This window comes from Thiomicrospira sp. (genome assembly GCF_036568485.1).
Taxonomy (GTDB): Bacteria; Pseudomonadota; Gammaproteobacteria; order Thiomicrospirales; family Thiomicrospiraceae; genus Thiomicrospira.
In genome coordinates, this window is sequence record NZ_DATCSL010000048.1 from 46,133 (window position 1) to 62,958 (window position 16,826).

24 protein-coding genes are annotated in these 16,826 nt (G+C 41.5%); 1 reads left to right on the plus strand and 23 read right to left on the minus strand.

The window, feature by feature from the left end:
- From VIM91_RS05120 to VIM91_RS05230, 23 genes are all read right to left on the minus strand, one after another.
- Positions 1-570: a hypothetical protein gene (locus VIM91_RS05120; protein WP_331863743.1), complete on the minus strand. Its 570-nt coding sequence runs from the start codon at positions 568-570 to the stop codon at positions 1-3.
- A gap of 85 nt (positions 571-655) precedes the next feature.
- Positions 656-1,036: a hypothetical protein gene (locus tag VIM91_RS05125; protein ID WP_331863744.1), complete on the minus strand. Its 381-nt coding sequence runs from the start codon at positions 1,034-1,036 to the stop codon at positions 656-658.
- A gap of 385 nt (positions 1,037-1,421) precedes the next feature.
- Complete coding sequence (locus VIM91_RS05130; protein WP_331863745.1) at positions 1,422-1,595, minus strand: hypothetical protein; 174 nt, start codon at positions 1,593-1,595, stop codon at positions 1,422-1,424.
- Positions 1,596-1,646: 51 nt separating this feature from the next.
- Positions 1,647-2,522, minus strand: coding sequence for a hypothetical protein (locus VIM91_RS05135; RefSeq protein WP_331863746.1), 876 nt, complete (start codon positions 2,520-2,522; stop codon positions 1,647-1,649).
- A gap of 137 nt (positions 2,523-2,659) precedes the next feature.
- Entirely contained in the window at positions 2,660-2,917 is a 258-nt protein-coding gene (locus VIM91_RS05140) for a hypothetical protein (protein WP_331863747.1), read from the minus strand.
- Between the two features lie 2 nt (positions 2,918-2,919).
- Positions 2,920-3,132 (minus strand): hypothetical protein, encoded by a 213-nt coding sequence (locus tag VIM91_RS05145; RefSeq protein ID WP_331863748.1) that lies wholly within the window; start codon positions 3,130-3,132, stop codon positions 2,920-2,922.
- 130 nt (positions 3,133-3,262) lie between these two features.
- Positions 3,263-4,231, minus strand: a complete 969-nt coding sequence (locus VIM91_RS05150) for a RecT family recombinase (RefSeq protein ID WP_331863749.1) — start codon at positions 4,229-4,231, stop codon at positions 3,263-3,265.
- A 97-nt stretch (positions 4,232-4,328) separates the two neighbouring features.
- Entirely contained in the window at positions 4,329-4,556 is a 228-nt protein-coding gene (locus tag VIM91_RS05155) for a hypothetical protein (protein ID WP_331863750.1), read from the minus strand.
- Positions 4,557-4,622: 66 nt separating this feature from the next.
- A complete protein-coding gene (locus VIM91_RS05160; protein WP_331863751.1) occupies positions 4,623-5,717 on the minus strand; it encodes a replication initiation protein in 1,095 nt (364 codons plus the stop codon).
- 28 nt (positions 5,718-5,745) lie between these two features.
- The gene (locus VIM91_RS05165) at positions 5,746-5,973 is read right to left on the minus strand and encodes a hypothetical protein (RefSeq protein WP_331863752.1); all 228 of its coding nucleotides are present in this window, start codon (positions 5,971-5,973) and stop codon (positions 5,746-5,748) included.
- Between the two features lie 237 nt (positions 5,974-6,210).
- The gene (locus tag VIM91_RS05170) at positions 6,211-7,215 is read right to left on the minus strand and encodes a DUF7146 domain-containing protein (protein WP_331863753.1); all 1,005 of its coding nucleotides are present in this window, start codon (positions 7,213-7,215) and stop codon (positions 6,211-6,213) included.
- 467 nt (positions 7,216-7,682) lie between these two features.
- Positions 7,683-8,117 carry a single-stranded DNA-binding protein gene (gene ssb, locus VIM91_RS05175; protein ID WP_331863754.1) on the minus strand — a complete coding sequence of 145 codons (435 nt, stop codon included), beginning with the start codon at positions 8,115-8,117 and terminating at the stop codon, positions 7,683-7,685.
- A 162-nt stretch (positions 8,118-8,279) separates the two neighbouring features.
- Positions 8,280-8,738: a JAB domain-containing protein gene (locus VIM91_RS05180; protein WP_331863755.1), complete on the minus strand. Its 459-nt coding sequence runs from the start codon at positions 8,736-8,738 to the stop codon at positions 8,280-8,282.
- Between the two features lie 166 nt (positions 8,739-8,904).
- Positions 8,905-9,120: a hypothetical protein gene (locus VIM91_RS05185; RefSeq protein WP_331863756.1), complete on the minus strand. Its 216-nt coding sequence runs from the start codon at positions 9,118-9,120 to the stop codon at positions 8,905-8,907.
- Between the two features lie 178 nt (positions 9,121-9,298).
- A complete protein-coding gene (locus VIM91_RS05190) occupies positions 9,299-10,174 on the minus strand; it encodes a hypothetical protein (RefSeq protein WP_331863757.1) in 876 nt (291 codons plus the stop codon).
- Positions 10,175-10,296: 122 nt separating this feature from the next.
- Positions 10,297-12,015: a DUF4942 domain-containing protein gene (locus VIM91_RS05195; protein WP_331863758.1), complete on the minus strand. Its 1,719-nt coding sequence runs from the start codon at positions 12,013-12,015 to the stop codon at positions 10,297-10,299.
- Positions 12,016-12,141: 126 nt separating this feature from the next.
- A complete protein-coding gene (locus VIM91_RS05200; RefSeq protein WP_331863759.1) occupies positions 12,142-12,801 on the minus strand; it encodes a hypothetical protein in 660 nt (219 codons plus the stop codon).
- 257 nt (positions 12,802-13,058) lie between these two features.
- Positions 13,059-13,184, minus strand: a complete 126-nt coding sequence (locus tag VIM91_RS05205) for a hypothetical protein (RefSeq protein WP_331863760.1) — start codon at positions 13,182-13,184, stop codon at positions 13,059-13,061.
- Between the two features lie 79 nt (positions 13,185-13,263).
- A complete protein-coding gene (locus VIM91_RS05210) occupies positions 13,264-13,464 on the minus strand; it encodes a hypothetical protein (RefSeq protein WP_331863761.1) in 201 nt (66 codons plus the stop codon).
- Positions 13,465-13,474: 10 nt separating this feature from the next.
- Entirely contained in the window at positions 13,475-13,879 is a 405-nt protein-coding gene (locus VIM91_RS05215; RefSeq protein ID WP_331863762.1) for a hypothetical protein, read from the minus strand.
- Between the two features lie 108 nt (positions 13,880-13,987).
- Complete coding sequence (locus tag VIM91_RS05220) at positions 13,988-14,233, minus strand: hypothetical protein (protein WP_331863763.1); 246 nt, start codon at positions 14,231-14,233, stop codon at positions 13,988-13,990.
- An 11-nt stretch (positions 14,234-14,244) separates the two neighbouring features.
- On the minus strand, positions 14,245-14,553 hold the full coding sequence (locus VIM91_RS05225) for a hypothetical protein (protein WP_331863764.1): 309 nt from the start codon (positions 14,551-14,553) through the stop codon (positions 14,245-14,247).
- Between the two features lie 4 nt (positions 14,554-14,557).
- The gene (locus VIM91_RS05230; RefSeq protein WP_331863765.1) at positions 14,558-14,929 is read right to left on the minus strand and encodes a hypothetical protein; all 372 of its coding nucleotides are present in this window, start codon (positions 14,927-14,929) and stop codon (positions 14,558-14,560) included.
- 1,259 nt (positions 14,930-16,188) lie between these two features.
- Here VIM91_RS05230 and VIM91_RS05235 point away from each other — a divergent pair.
- A complete protein-coding gene (locus VIM91_RS05235; protein WP_331863766.1) occupies positions 16,189-16,575 on the plus strand; it encodes a hypothetical protein in 387 nt (128 codons plus the stop codon).
- The last annotated feature ends 251 nt before the right edge of the window (positions 16,576-16,826 follow it).

The window sequence follows — 16,826 nt, forward strand, 5'->3', positions numbered from 1 at the left end:
TTAGGTTTGAGATGAAACTCGGCGTTTTGGAGTAGGTTGGGGGGGGAGAGACTCTATTCGACTGGAAAGCGACTCACCCTCTTGGTTAAAAAACATACTTGGCATCAATAGAAAGTCGATACTTGGGTCTGATCTGTGTGGAATAATCAATAAATCTGCCAGATTTGCAGAGAAATAAATATCTGAATCACGCCCTATTTTCTTTGAAACTTGGAAGCCAAACTTTTTATAAAAATCAACAACTCTTGTTCGAGCAGGCTCTATTGTTTCTGTAATGAAACCCGAAACAGTTACACTACTTGGGTCGCCAACCATCTGTCGCGCCAAATTAATCCAAGTGTTCATTATAAATGTTCCAATCCCCTCAAATCCGTACAGATAACTTATGCCTATATGTGTTTTATTGGTTATACTTGCGCCTATCCCAGCTCCTTTGTTGTACTCATCAGTGCTTGCTCGCTGAGCCAAGACATCCAGCTTAGAGCCAGACAAATCAACCCACACTGAAGTAAATTTTTTATCTGAAATCGCCGTATCTAATAGCTGGCGGCATCTATATATATCATGCATATTGGATTCCAAAATTATGGTTTAAGTTTTAAGCAGCCTTTTTATGAGCGATAACCCCAAAAGCTCAGCGGGAATATCATTATCCTTACGGAGTAAAGGTAATGGATTGCCGCATACTTGACTGCGAACTCAGGGATTCACAAAGCTGTTCCAGCAGACTTACGTCCAGTTTGTTAAAAATGTCTTGGAGCGCTTTTTGGTTTGCCTCAGCAGATTCATCTGCTTCCTCTCGACGCTTAGCCTGCTTAACAGCGGCATCTATCCACCACTCTTTAAGCTGTTTGTCTAACAAGATTTGAAAAATCTTTGAAACAATGCACTTAATATCTGTGATTTCACACGTTTTCAAAACATCATCAACTTCATCGTCTGAAAAACCATAAGTGTCTAAAATTCCTCGAACATCATTTTCTGTTTTGGCTTTAACTAACCCAGTTAACAAGCCTTCTATTTCACTGGTATCCATGTTTGCCCTCTTGTAGATTATGTTGATTGAATAGCGTAACTCCTCCTAATTATTACACAATAGGTTTTCTGATTGAAGGAATCAAAAAACCACAAAGCAACCACCTAGATACGAGGAAAAACCGCCCGAGGTTAGAAGAGGTAGCGTACTTTCGATAAACCTTAATTATCGAAAGTTTGAAAACTTTCGGGATTAGCACTATAACAGCACCCCTTGCTTACATTCCGCAAGCTGTTTATTGTGTGGCGCTTCCTATTTCTAACTTGTTTATGCAGCTCGTTAAATAGCGCAATTTGATCACTCGTGCTAATCGGTGAATATGGCAACATCCCCATATCCACCTGAAGAGCATGAATGGTATTTAGTAGTGAGTGGTGTGAAGGCTTCAATGCTCTTTTCTCATCAGCGCATGTTTAAGTTCAAGCTCTGAAATTATTTCTGCAAACATCGGACGAGAATTTAAAAAGCGCTTCTTACAATGAATGTATGCGACCAAGGATTCGGTGCCCAACAGTTTCTCAAAAAACGCTACAACTCTTGAAATACTGTGTTTTGACATAAATACTCCACTATTAATAACACAACTTAAATAGTGGAGATCGAGTTAAAACTAAACCAAGGATCCTTTCCAATACTCTTTTGGATTTTTTCTAAAGGCATCCAGTGAGCTGACACCAAGCGCCTGCATTAAAAGATCTTCATCCAGCTCACCACGTGTTACAACTTTTCTTATGGCGTAGCGTTCTCCCGCCATTGAATCAAGCCCCTTTGACTGAGCGAACTGAATTAAAGGGGTGAGATTTAATTGTGCTTTTAGTGTTTTTATTTGCGCCTGTAGTTCAGCTACTTGCAACTCAATATCAACACAAGGCGCTACCAGTGACTCCCAGCGCTCATCTTTTGTACGATAAGTGGTTTCGATTTCAAGATAACGCTTCCACCCCTTAATTAACTCGTCAGCTCGGCCAGGTACGGCTTCGTAGATTAAAAACTTGAAGTTTTGATATGAGCCATCAGAAGTAACAAAAACAACTTTTTTTGCGCCTGATACCAGTAGTTGCTGCTCAAGCTGCCAGTAATAACCAGGATCTAAGTTTCGGCGATCAATTTGATCCGCCAGCTTCGGGTTCCATTTTTTATGCTCAAACAAAATATCACCGGCAAAGGTACGACCATCCAGCGAAGCAGACAAGGGCAAACCATCAATAACTCTTCGGCCAACAATAGGTGACAATTGATCGTCAATTATAGCTTCAACCAGTGGGCGAGCCATTTCTTCCATTCGATGACCTTCATCGAACAAGAATTGCTTGAACTCACTCACCACCATATCCTTAATACCCAGTCGATACATGGCCAAGTCATGTGCATTCTTCGCCTCAAACAAGCCGCACCCCATTACAACAGGGGCTTCACTAGCCGGTAGATTGATTTTACGAAAGGCATGCCATTCATCACTACCCTGAATAAGGTTAAATATCTCCATAGAAAACTCCTGTCTCTGTTCACAGGAATAAAGATCGGAACTGGGTTTAATTTGAACTTAATTAAAACCTATAACAAAAAAAATAGACCCATAACGCACCTGAAATAAGTCCAAATTAGATTTTTTTGCCAGAATATTTACTCAGAAATGCAGTCATGTACAACAACCCCGGAAAGTGCCTTCAACCATTCCTCATTAACCAATAGTATGGGGGTTTGCGCAAATCCAAATGAGGCACCGAAGTGCTCAATTGGCTTTACCATCTCCGGCAGATAATGCTTTATAAATGCCCATTTTTCACCCTTTGAAGCAAATTCAATACGAACTTCATCGTGACGGCGATACACAACCAGTGCCGTAAAAATAACTTCATGGCTTTTTTGTTTGCAAGCCATCTTTAGGTAAGCTTCTTTCTGGGTAATAGAGTTGACTCTAAACGACATGACATTTGAGGCTTGGCAACCAGTTTCTTGGGTTTTGCTTTTTGAGTTTTTCTAACATTGCTATCACAATCATGATTTGTGACATCACACAATCCCGCGACCCAGTTAGAAAAAACCAGCTCTGCGAAAAACATATCCTTAGTAAATTTATCAGCTTCATCTTTCATTTCTTACACCAGAAGGAAATTAACCCTCGACCAAACAAACACCAGGATTATTTAATCGTGCAGCAGTAATAGTGAGCCTCAAATTTAATAATGCTTGGCCAGTGTCAAGAGGGGCACTGGCCAAGCTTGATTAAGCGGCGGCAATCTGATCAGGGGGCATTGTTGCGGCAACCATTTTTTGGGCTTTTTTATTAATTGCATGCAAGAGGTGCTGATATTGATTCTTATCAATATCTTCATAACAGCTTACTTGGCGCAATGTTTTTGCCGACACCCATGCAAACATTTCATTTGCATTCGAGTTGGTTTTGGCAACAAGATCTTTCAGGTCGGCAACTTCTTTAGACCCAATTAGCTCAATATTACCAACACTGGAATGCGTTTCACTTTGCACAATCCCATCCAGATTGGGGTTAACGGATGTCTTGTAAGCATCTATTTGAATTTCGCGCTCCAGCATCTCACGCACTTCATTGGCGTTGGGTAATCTTCTTGAAATACGATGCAATACGGATTTAACACTCATCCGATCCTTCCAGTTTCTCCAAGGTGAGGAAGCGTTTGATGATGATTGAGAGGCGGCCATAACACGATCAATTTCTTCAAGTGTCATAACCTCGATAATTGGCTCATCTGAGCCGACTAATTTCGCCGAAGCAAAGGCAAGCACTAAATCACCACGCTCATTACCTAAGTGAGGTTTGTATTTAATATGTTCGCCGTTTTCATCGAAATAGTATTCAAACTCATCTTTTTCAAAAACCGCTTTTGCAACAATAGTGGATACGGATCCTGCATTGCGGATTTTTTTAAGTACGCCATCAACCATTACCTGATACTGTGCTTTTCCTTTGTAAGGGACAATAGCCGCCTCACGATTGTCTATTGCCAGCCCGTCCAACGCTGCTCGAATAAAAGCCTGAGCTAAAGATCGTGGCTCAAGCTCAAGCAAGTTAGGATTAAACAGAAGTGCGGCATTAGCCATGGATACAAACTTTTCCATGGTCATGTGCTTTGGAAGCGAGGCTTCAATTAGCTTCGCTTCATTAATTAGATTAGTCTGGACGACTTGAAGTGAATTTTGTTGTTGTGGATTCACGGCATATCTCCTTTTGTTATGCTCAATGGATTAAAGAGCTAAAACAATTCCAATTTGAATTCAAAGTGAACCTAAAACGGTGTTTTTGGAAGTCCAATTAAGATGCTTTCTTTTCCCCAACCAAATTGAACTCCAGCCAATACTTGCAAGTAGCCGCATTTTTTCCAATAACACCTTCGCGCAATTCAGCAAGGTTGTGCCATTTGCTTGCATACCACTGAATGTAGGATAGATTGCCTTCTTTAAATAATTGGTCGCATGTTTTACCGTGATGTTTGCCGAACACCAAAGGGCGCTGGCTTTTAAAGAGCTTGATGTTTTCCATAATCACCTCCACTTATTTCCATCGGTTAGAAGTGTGTGGAGGGGACTAAGTTGAACTTTCCTTGGGCTAGTAGCCGTTTTTCTTTTTAATGTCTTCCCATAGGGGATATAAGGGCTTGGTGGAGGCTTGGTTGTTGTCTGGCAAGCTTGCCGGATATGCACGGGGGAGCGCTTGAGATTTTGCATCCTGACTCAGCCAGTCAGCCTTGAAGCTTCGCCAGCCTTTTGTACCTATGAGAGTTATTATTTCTCGATGGCTTTTTGCATAGGTGATTGCAGCCTTGATTATTTCAGCGCTAAGCTCGTCAATAATATCTTGCGTAGTGGGTAGTCGAGATAGCTTTCTTATTTTAAGAAGCTCATTAAAATCTTCATTGGAAAAACCTTCGGCCAAAAATCTATTTAGTAACCTAGATTTAATACTTGGTAGAGCCGGTGCATTAATTGTGCTGGATGAGTCCTCTTCTTTTGACTCTACAAGGAAAGATAGGTGCGTAATGCTTTTTCCAGACTTCTTTTTCAACTCACTAAAAGCCGCTCTAATTTGAGTATTCTGATTGATCTCACAAAGCGCTTTTTTTATCACGCCGTTCTTAATCATTGAGTATTTATATCCGGCAGGGATGGCGCACCAAGTTCTTAGATCATCAACACCGACCTCAAAACACTCGTAACTTTTCCATGAACATAAAAGCTCATAAATTCGCCAAGTATAAAACGATGTGAATTTACCGGTTCCGGTCAAATCTAACAGTGTCATGTGGCTTCTTAACCCGGCAAGATAAGGGATGATTTCATCATTAAATCGAGTAGATAAAATCCCTTTACCCTTCATGTAGGTTCTTCTTGAAAGCAGCGGGATTTCATCAACAATGGATTTATCATCCTGAATTGTGATGATTTTTCTAACAAGTGATCGGCTGGCTTCATCAAGGTCTCTGTAAGCGTTTTTTAGATTACAGTCGTATAAGTTTGCGTAATCTTCAGCGCAAAGCTCAATTGTTGTGTTGTCAGCATTGTCCTCAAAGGCAGATATAAGCGCCTCCATAACACGCTTTTCTACCAAGCTAAATTTGTAAATTGCTCTGGCCAAGTTGTTGGCCTTCATTGAGATTGGTTTTATTTCACCCTTGGGTAGTTTTTTAATCCTAAAGGACGACATGACATACGCTCACTAATTGACATAACATTCAAACTAAATAGTGAGGAACCCCAAAAGCAAAAAAAAACGGCCATTTATCTTTTCGCCGTAAATCCTTATCTTTTGACCGTAAATGTTTGTCTTTTCGCCGCAAATCTTTATCTTTTGACCGTAAATCTTTATCTTTTCGCCGTAAATCCTTATCTTTTCGCCGTAAATCTTTATCTTTTCTCGTATCACTGGGTGTCATTGCGTTTAAGTCATTGATTTTTTGCAAACAACCTGTGCTTATATATATAAGAATTATAAGAATAATAGAAATATAGAAGAAGGCCTTACTGGTGTTTTATTTGTTAAATTAAAAAATAAAGATGAATAATGGTGGTGATGTGACAGTGTTTTTTGCTTTGGGTATGGTTAGGGTGCTAAAGTTTATCAAAATCGCGCAGAGAGGTGTTTTTGGCTGTTTTAAGGTGAAATAAAAAGCACTCCGAAGAGTGCTTGGTTTGAATTGTCAATTAACTGGATAACACACATCCAGCCAATCAATCCCTTTTGAACCATCAGGAATGTCACCAGGTGGAAGCATGTAGATAACCTTTAAACCAGCATCAAGAGCGCGTTGCTCAAGTTTCTTGGCATAAAGTTCACCATCCCCCGACCTGTCTTTATCCACCCATATAACAAGAGTGTGAATGTTTTCTGGAAAAACAAACGCACTTAGCATTGGAGCGGATATTGCAGACCAGGTTGGGATACCAAAAAAGGTTGTAACAGCCACAGCAGTTTCAACCCCTTCAGCAATACCCAGTACCCCATTAACAACTGGGTACAACCTTGCGGCTGCACCCATGACATTACCGCTTGGCGGCAACATTTTTTTTCCCAATGATGACTTTTTACAATTAGCGTCCAGAAAAATACGATGAAGCGCAACGGCCTTACCGCTTGGCTGATCAACCTTAACTAATAACGCAGGGCTTTTACCTGTAGTGTTGGTTTCAAAGTCACGATAAAAAACCGCAGAATTGAACACAACATTTTGGGGTAAAGCAGCATTGGTTATGCCTCGTTGAACTCGCAAGTATTTTGCTAATTCAATTTCAGCATTTCTCGATGCTTTCCAGATCGCATTATTACGCTTCGCGTTTTCTGCCCACTCCTGTTCCTGTTTAGCTTTCGCTTGTGTTTCTCTCTGAATGATTTCAGCTTGAGAAACAGGATTGGAGCCATCCAAGTATTGCTTTGCAAACTCCAGCACTTCTTGGGTTGTTGCGCCAGTAGCCCACATTAGTAGGTTAAAAACGCCGTGTGGAACATCTTGATCAATATACGAGTACCATTTGCCATTCACTGCAAACTTAGGGTGTACATTAAACTTTTGTGCCACACCATGAACAGGGCAAGTCATTTTTCTGTTTTTAGGTGCAAAGATAACATCTCGGAGCTGCGGCGCAAACGCAACAGCAAATGCATCATATTGCCCCCGTAGGCGCTCAGTTGCTTCTTTAAAGTTCATTGTTTATCTCCTGTTAAATGCTCTCAACAGGAATAGTGCGATTTGATTAAATGATGTACAGATGGCAGAAATGAAAAAGCACTCCGAAGAGTGCTCTTTTGAATAAATGGGAATGGCTTAAAGCGAGGACAAAACATCATCCAGCGTCAACACATCGCCCATGTCTGTATCGGTATCCGAGTACATGACAAGTCTCCTGTAAAGTTTCTAAGTGAGTAAAAGGTTCACGTCTTAAATAGTGAGTGACGATGAAAAAAGCTTGAGGTAATAGGTAATAAAAAGCGCTCCACAGAAGAGCAGGGTTTTTATTAGCCTGTTTTGGTATTAATACGGTGTCATATTGGGTTTTGTTTGGATACAAAAAAGCCCCGAAACGGGGCTAGGTTGGGTTTACATGAAAGGCTAACCGGCCTTGAGAACTTTACAGGAGATAGCACGCCATGCTCGTGCCGCAAATATTGGAAATCCTAAAACGGATCATCTTCAGCTAACGGATAGTCAGTTTGTGTAGCAGCCGAACTTGTGGGGAAGTTAGACGGTGATTGCTGATAACCCTGTCCACCACCGAGCATAATCATTTGCCCATTCATATCTACCACGACTTCTGTTGTGTAACGATCTTGGCCGGTAGCTTGATCTTGCCACTTACGGGTTTTAAGTTTACCCTCAAGATAGACCTTGGAGCCCTTTTTCAAGTATTGCTGTGCGATCTCACCGAGTTTGCCAATAATAACTACACGGTGCCATTCTGTTGATTCTTTCTTTTCACCGGTTGCCCGATCAGTCCATTTTTCATTGGTTGCAACACTGAGGTTAGTAAAGCAGGTTCCATTGGCTGCATAGCGCGACTCAGGATCTTGTCCAAGCGTTCCGATAAGCATCATTTTATTTAAATCCGACATGACAAACTCCTTTGTTGTTGCAGTAATAGAGTGCGGCGATTCGCGTTAATTGAATTTGAGACAAACTTAGTAGTGAAATAAATTCAAAACAGGTCATTAAAAACCCATAACAAACCCATAACAGGTATAAAAAAGCACCCCGAAGAGTGCTTGCTGAAAAAGCTAAATCTGATTGGCTTGTGCCATAGAGTGCCAGCGACCAGAAGTACCGATAATGATGTGATCTAATACCCGCACTTCAAACATTTTTAAAGCATCCTTAATTTGTTTAGTGATGCTTAAATCTGAGTCACTTGGTGATGTGTTTCCACTAGGGTGGTTATGCGCCAAGATAGCCGCAGCCGCATTCAACTCCAGACAACGCTTTGCAATCTCGCGTGGATGCACGCTTGCTTGGTTTACGGTGCCGGAGAAAATCCTTTCAGTCGTTAGCAGTTGATGCTGCTGATCTAAGTAGGCAACTTCAAAATGCTCTCTTTCTTCACCCACCAATCTTGCCTTGAAAATGTTGGCGACCAACTCTGGTGAGTTCAAAAACTCGCCTGTGTGAGCCTGTGCTAATCGCTCATATATTGCCTCAGCCTCTTTCAAGACACTTTTTTCCTTAGCTGTTAATTTCATTTTTCATCTCCTGTTAAAGTTCTCAACAGAAGTAGTGAAACCTCCAAAAAAACACCTGGCTACCCAGCGGTATTAAGTGTTTTGAAAGCGATTTAGACTGGATTTAAAACGGGTGTACTTTAGACCCAAAAAAGCCCCAAAAAAATGGGGCTTGCTTGAACTAAAATTAAATGACTGCTCGATTTAGGTTTTCATGCTTGAACTCAAGCACAGCGCTTCCAACAACAATACTGCCCAGCAAGGATAATATTAGAACGGAGGCAATAATTACTTCTTGAGGGATTGATCTGTCCATCATTAGCATGAGCACAATTGCACCAAGTCCAGACGAAAATAACACCACAACCAAAGCAAATTTAATGAAACAAAGCAACGACTTCATAGGTCTTCTCCTGTTAAAAGCTCAAATAAAAAGTTCTCAACAGAAGTAGTGAGTCCGGGGCAAAAATTAATGACTGTAAAAGCGGATCAAATTGAACCCGATTAAGTAGTGAAACAATATTGGATTGGGTTTAATGCAGGTTCAAAAAAGCCCCAAAAAGGGGCTGGATTGGTGTGAATTAAGCTGTAGCAGAATTAAGCTCAATTTCCTCAAGGGTATCAATAAAAACCCCGAGGCTTTGCTTGTAGGCCGGTGAAGCAATTTGGTTTTGCGCCCGTCTTAGCAGTGCTGCGGCATCAATCAGGGCTTGGTTAAAAATTTGTTTGTCGGAAGGTTTTTTGGCATCAACAATATTTTTGACATTGCTAATACCGATACTGTCATCCCAAAACTCATTTTGATTATCAATAAAGCCAGATACAGATTGAGTTTGATCGGGTCTTGCTTGAGATAATGCAACCTTTTCAGCCGCTATTCGCTCCTGTTCGCGCTTTAAGATCTCTTGTGCCTCATCGAACTGCTTGCGCTGTTCAAGTTGCGCTTTTGCCTGCTGAATAACAAGTCGCTGGCGCATCAAAGCTTCATCTAATCGCTCACCCCATTCATCACCCATGGATACCGAACCAACCTCATTGATGAAAGATTGAATTTCATCTTGAGTGCTCATTGGGTTTAATGGGTTGTCAAACTGACGAAACAGCGCGTTAATTTTTTCGATACGTTCTTTTTCTTCACGCTCTTTAGCCAGTTTTTCTTGGCGTTTGCGCTCTTCATACTCTTCTGCAACCACTTTCAGCGGCTCCTCAATTTCGAGCAGTAACGCAGTTAGCTCTTTAGCTTTAGCATCGACCTGACGACCATATTCCAGAGCATCCGCTTTAAGCTCTTTACGCCGCGCTTCAATAGCTGTTCTTCGAGATCTGACATCAGCTATTGCCGCTTTAACCTCTTTTAATTGAGTGTTGTCTTGAATGCTTGCTACGACTGGGTAGCGATCCTTAAGCTCCATGATGGCTGCTTTGGTAATGTCATAAACGATGGGTTGAGTTTGCATAATAAATCCCTCCTGTTGTGTTCATAGGGATAGAGTGGGGCGGGGAGGCTAATTTAAACCTCCGACCCAAAAACCACTTAAAAAGATACTAAATAAGATCCAAACAAAACTTTTTTTAGATTTTATTTGGGTGTTTTTTGAACCAACTTCAACACGCTATCACCGCCTGATAATGCATAGTTTGAGCGGTAATGAGATTGCGCATCCTCAACACTAATATCAAGCTCATCCGCCGCCTGCTCAGCACTGTTTAACCAGCCCTTTAGACGCCCAAACTCGACATTCAATTTAGCGGCAAATTTTGGAGAAAGCCGCAAGTGTTGATTCCCGTTTTTAAAGGCTCTTGCTTCAAACAAGACGGCGTGTTTACCGTTAGAATCTATGTAACAAATTTCGTTTTTCTTGCCGGATGTCCAGTAAAAACTGCGGTGATTGTGAATCACGTTAAACCCAAGATTTCCAGCCACTGTAATAAGATCATCAATCATGATGGCCGCACGTTCTGATAACCCACACCATTTACCGCTTTCCCAAGTCCAGTGGCTATTAAATATTCCACCGCATGACTCTAATACAATCCGATATTCAAGCTTAAAGTGGGTTAAGTCATCTGGCTTGCGGTTGTAACGCCAATTAAAATCAGAGAATACACGCTGGTTTGATTTATATGGCACCACGTTTGCCTGCTCAATCATCCGCTCATAAGTTTGAATGAGTTGCTGGTCAAAATATTTGTTTGCATTTTTAAACACCCATGACAGTACGGCATAGATGTTACCTAAGCTAAAATCAACGCTTGTGTGCTTAGTAAGCTTGCCTAGCATAAGCTCACGGCTGGAGTGAGTTAGCTTGTCAGTGATCTTGTCTAGCTTTCCAAACAACTCATTCCAGTAGTTATGTTTTATTGACTCAATACGCTGCTTAACCGCCTCTTTTACTGAGCGGACATCAACCCCTAATGTTTCGAGGATGTCAGCATCTAGCTCAGAGACGGCTTTGTAGTTATTAAACAAGTGATTCATTTCTTGCTGGTAAAGCCTAACCAATACTTGCGCTAAGTCACCGCCAGAAACAAGCTCACCCTCTAGCTTTTTCTCCAAGCTTTCACGAGATCGTTTTTGACGCTCATAATCACTAACCTTATCTTTAGGCGCAGAAAAACCTGAAAATGCCTCATCAAACCACAGTGAAAATGGGTCTCTTTCCGGTTGGCTGTATCCGTATTCACGCTTTGATAGTGCAATATAAATAACATCAACTTTGGCGCGTGCTTTGCGATCTTCTGCATTGAGATAGTCAAAGCTGCCAAGAATTTCATAACCGAGCACACCTTCTTTTAATGATGGACGGCGCACACGAATCGCTTCTTGGATTGAAGGATCAAATACCCAGCGTTTTGGTAATACTAAAAACAAGTGATCAGCATTGGCCTCTTTGATAATTTTGGTCGCCCAGGGCGAGTATTCGGAATAGGGCGGATTGCTAAAAATGACACCAACGCGCTTATCAATCAGCGTTTGCTCATAAAAATCACAACCGACCAGAAATACACTTTCCGGCAAGGCATCAATGAGAGGCTTAGATTTTTCAATCGCATATTTTTCATCCGGCACAACCCGACTGTATTTGTCTGTGTCGGGATCATTTTTCCCGAGCTGGGTCAGCACATCAAAAACCTTGCCGTTACCCGCGCCAACATCAAGAATTGAATAGGATTTTATATCCAGCGACTTAAGCTTTTCGAACACGCACGCAATTTGCTCGTTGGTTGTTGGATACCATTCGTAATCTTCACCAAACAATTGCGCTTGATTTAAAAGGGATTGGTTTGTTTTTTTCATGGACTTACTCCTGTTTGTCTCACAGGAATAAAGATCGGAATTGGGTTTAATTTGAATTTAATAAATACCCAAATTAGTGTTTTTATAGGTAAAAAAAAGCCCCAAAAAGGGGCTGTAATGGGTGTGCTACTTAATTAGTTTAATTAGGTTTTCATCAAACACACTTTTCTTGGTTCGGTTCTCAAACTCACCCATGCCACGGCGACCCATGAGGAGTGTTGAATATTGCCAAACATCTGCGCCTACTGTGTGAATTGAAACCAAGTCACGCATTAAGATACTGACGGGACGACCATCGACAGTCTGCTCCATCAGAACGACCTCAGCTATACCCAGTGACTCCATGTTATCTTTTTCCAAGTGAGAGAAGCCATAAACCCCAATCAGCCCCCTCAAAACCCCCGTTCTATAGATGCCAACATTATTGCCGCGTGACTTGGCAATATTGATATATTCCACGGCCAAAGCGTCATTTTCGGCACCAGATTGATACGTGTTCGCAAAGTTTGCTATCTGTAACGGCATAAGGTTTGATTTAACAGGCTTGCGCATGACTAAGCGCTCCATGTCAAAGCTCACAAATTGATAACCCTCAGATTTTAAAGATTGAGTTAATCCATACTCTTTACCATCCGCTGAAACGCTATACAGGCCTGATGTTAGTTTTGAATCTGAGGCATTTTGATAATCACTCAAACGACTTTGCGCTGGATCCATACCCGTTGTGACGCAGCCGCCTAAAGTTAGCGCACTAAACAATAGGCCAATTAACATTAACTTCTTCATACACATCTCCTTACTTTAAAAGTCGTCCACCTTTACGGAAGACTTGATTGAAAAACCGTCCTTTGGACTTTGCCCTTAGGAATGAGTTAAATAGTGACTCCACGTTGATTCTTGGATTTGAGATTTCAAAAAACAACTCTTCATTGTTTACGCGAAACGCAATTATGCGCGACTGTTCGCAAAGCGCAACCGCTTGAATGAAACTCGAATTTACAGGTGTCCACGTAGCCATTTCAACTCCCTGAAAAACGAGAAAATTAAACCCTAGAAAGCGCTTCTTGCAAAGTGGTTTCACCATCTCGAATAGCATAAGCAGTGAAAAGTGCGGCTTTTTTATCCCAGCCGTGTTGCATAAGAATGGTTTGAATTTCTGAAATGGACATGACACTTAGCTCCTTGGATTCTTCTTTATAGAAAAAGCGGAATGCCTTGGCTAACTTGAACTAACAAAGGCCAACAACACTAACGAACAGATAAAATCCTGCCAACTTGATAGCCTAATTTTGAAAAGTAATCCCGAATAGCCTGATGATCTGCACGGCCATCCTCGGTTCTATAGGCATCACATCTTTTCAAACTTATTTCACCATCCAGTTCAATTTCGACAAGATAGTAACGCTGTAATTTCTTGTCATGTTTCGTGCTAGTCGGTAAAGCATTCATAACACACACCTCACAATAGATTGGTGGCCGTAATCGTCACCCAAACGCCAGTATCAAACTCAAACCAATAGCTTTCTTCATGCGCCAAAGACTTAACCCGCGCATCATCAAATCGGCGGTGATAGTCGTCTTTAATGCCTTGATCTTCCCCAGTCAAAAACGTTTTTTCTAGGTATCTTTGTAGATCAGTAAAGTCATATATCACCTTGTTGATGTGCTCACCAGACAAAAGGGATGTGAACACTAAGTACACCAGGCCTGTCTCATTGACTGATTCAGTGATTATCAGACCACCTTCATTTGCCCAGCGCTCTAATCCCGGCAAGCAGTCGTTATAAGCCTCATCGCTGTTAAATAGGGCAATGGGTTCAGCATGGGCACTGCTTTCAATAAAAACTTTAATCAATTCAGACATACAAACCTCCTGTTGTGCTCACAGGGATAGAGTGGGGCGGGTGGTTTAATTTGAATTGCGGCAATAAAAAAAGGGGCATATTGCCCCTTGTCCCTGTCAATGCAGATTTTAAGTGCGCGAAATAACCGACACAGGAACGCCGCAACACATCAATGTGCCCACGGTATTGGGTTTTACAAGGTCTTTATCTTTTTCACGGAAGACCACATCAATGATGCCGCCACTTTCGGCGGTAATGTAGCCAATCGCGCCTTCTTTAACGCTGGCTGTCTCAGAAAGGTTTTTCCAGTCCTGAATAAATACAACGCGTTTTAGACCACTCAACTCAGCTAGTACATCTTCTGCATAACGCATAACAACCTCACTTAAAATGTTTCAAGTAAAGACAAAGCGGCTTTCATCTGGACATCGTAGTGAGCCAGCATTTTTTCTTGCATCGTGGCGACGATTTCATTTTCGTAAGCCTCGACAAACCGATACCCATCTATAGACAGTTTATTACGATCCGATGCCATGAACACATCAAATTCTTCCGCTGTAAAATCATTAGTGGGTGTGCAGGAGAAAAAATGGCCAATAGCGCGTTCTTTGAATATAGCCATCAATCGGTTCGCTTTTTCTGAACTCACAAATTGAGTCGCCGCAGACATAAAACGATCTTCTAAATACGACATGACATTACTCCTTTTCTAATCCTGTAACACCAAAATTCAAACGCCAAAAGTCTTCAATTGAGTGCTTGCTTTCAAAGAAGACTTCACAATATCCATCTGAACTAAGATGAATATAAGCTTCACGCTGATACTCCGGCTCTACCGCACTGCCTTCTTCATCAAGGAACGTAACCTCAACTAAATCAGATACGGAAACTAAAAAGGTGCGACCAAAATCTTTCGCACAGGTTTTAATTTTTTCTAGTAATGCCAACAGTGACTTCAACTCAACATCAATTTGGTAAGACGCAACAGAGTCTTCATCAATCAGTGAGCAGTAGCCATCACCATAAGAACCTTCATTTATTTCACCGCTAATCATGACCATATTTGACATACAAACCTCCCGTTTCGTTCACAGGAATAAAGAGCGGATAGCCATGAAAATTGAACATGAGTGACACTCAAACAAACCGAAGGCGAAAGATTTAACCACTACTTAGAGCAAGCAAACACCCATTACAAAACGAAGTTTGCGGCAGTAGCCAAGCACACAGTATTCAAAAGGAAAAGCCCAATCCAAACCCCACAATGCCTAATAACAAATAAAACCATAAAGCATATAGCTGATGCTATTACGCGACCGTATTTACCGACCATAACCAGATCAAATTACTTGAAGTGAATCTGTTCTGAATACTATAGCTATAAGGAAACATGTAACGGCTTTATCTAAAACGAAACACATGAATACTTAATCGCTATGCATATCCGACAAAAGGGTTTCATGTGTGCCTGAAAGAGCAGAATAGGACAACTGAACAGAGTAGGAATTGGCCCCGAGGTTAACGAGGTTTACGCTGTGTCAACGCAAAACGGACTGAAAGGAATCGATCAACGAATGAAGCAGAGTTTTGACGGAACCGAGATTAACGAGGTTTACGGTAAGTGCCAACTATGTCGCTTTACCTGTAAAAGAACGAAACAAAATTGGCAATAAACAGATCAGTGAAGCTAAATGGATCGGCAGGTGTTTTAAGGGAAAAAGGGCGCGCGAGGTTCACGGGGTTAATGAGACCGTTTTCGACCACGGGGTTAACGAAAATTATAGGGATGTAAAGGCGAAACCAACAAGTCCAAGTATGTAGTATTTCAAGATGAATACGGTTTGGTTGAAGTATTGCGACAGAAAGGTTTACGAAGTTAGCGGAGTGTTAGCCTCAGGCCTGGTGAGGTGAAATGAAACGAGAAAACCACATCAAAGACCGTCAGCGTTTTGCACGAATGCGGCGAGGCCGTGTATGCGAAATAATTAACAAGAGGCCGAGCCGGTTTGAGGTTTACGGGGTTAATGAACTGTTTATTCAAAACGATCATTCAGACAGTTTTTGTGGGTAAATCCGTTGCTGTGTTCGATGAAGACGACGCATTCTGTCCTTGAGAGCGGGGGCATTTCGTGCGAAGTGATGAGGCGTTTACGGCATAGTTGTTCGAGGTTTACGGGGTTGTTGGGGTTTGCGAGATTGGCGAAGGTTCGCGCAATTGAAGAGAGGGTTGGCGTGGTTGGCGGATGGCGCACGGTGGGGTTTGCGGGGTTTACGGAACTCAACACTATTCAATGGTAAACCTGAATAATAAACGCATGAGGTAAGGGCTATGGAAATCAAATTCGCTGATGGTGATATTGCAATAAAAGCAGTAAATGAACGGCTTTATGAAATCGAAAAACTATTACGAGAATTACAACCAAAAGACAACGGAACAGTGCTGCTTAGGCTTCAAAACTGTGGCAAGTCTTGCTATGGATGCCCACATGCAAAATGGGAGGTTTGGAAGCGTGTTAAGCGACATGATCAAAACTCACTTTATCTTGGTTATACGATCAAATATCCACTGAAAGCAATAAGACGTTCGGGCAAATATGAAGCTAATTATCCGCAAGTTTGGCAGCTAATTAGTGAGGCTCAAACCCTACTCAAATTTAAAAAAGACTTGATTCAATTACACGGGATTTTAGCAAAAAAAATCAAAAACTTTAGCTAATTTTTTGTACAAACCTAGTTGCCAAAATATTGGCTACTTCCAACGAAACACCACCCATTCCCGACATCTTTAATAAGAATCAGTTCCAACCCTAAAGAAGCGGGCTGGTCTCACAAGCCGGGTTTTGCTTTTCTTTAGCTTGATTCAACATAGTTGCAACAGTCAACCGGGCTTGGCTTGTTGCAACAACCAAGCTTAGCAACGAAAGCGTCTAAAAAGCGTTCATATCAATAAAGCATATATCGGATTTT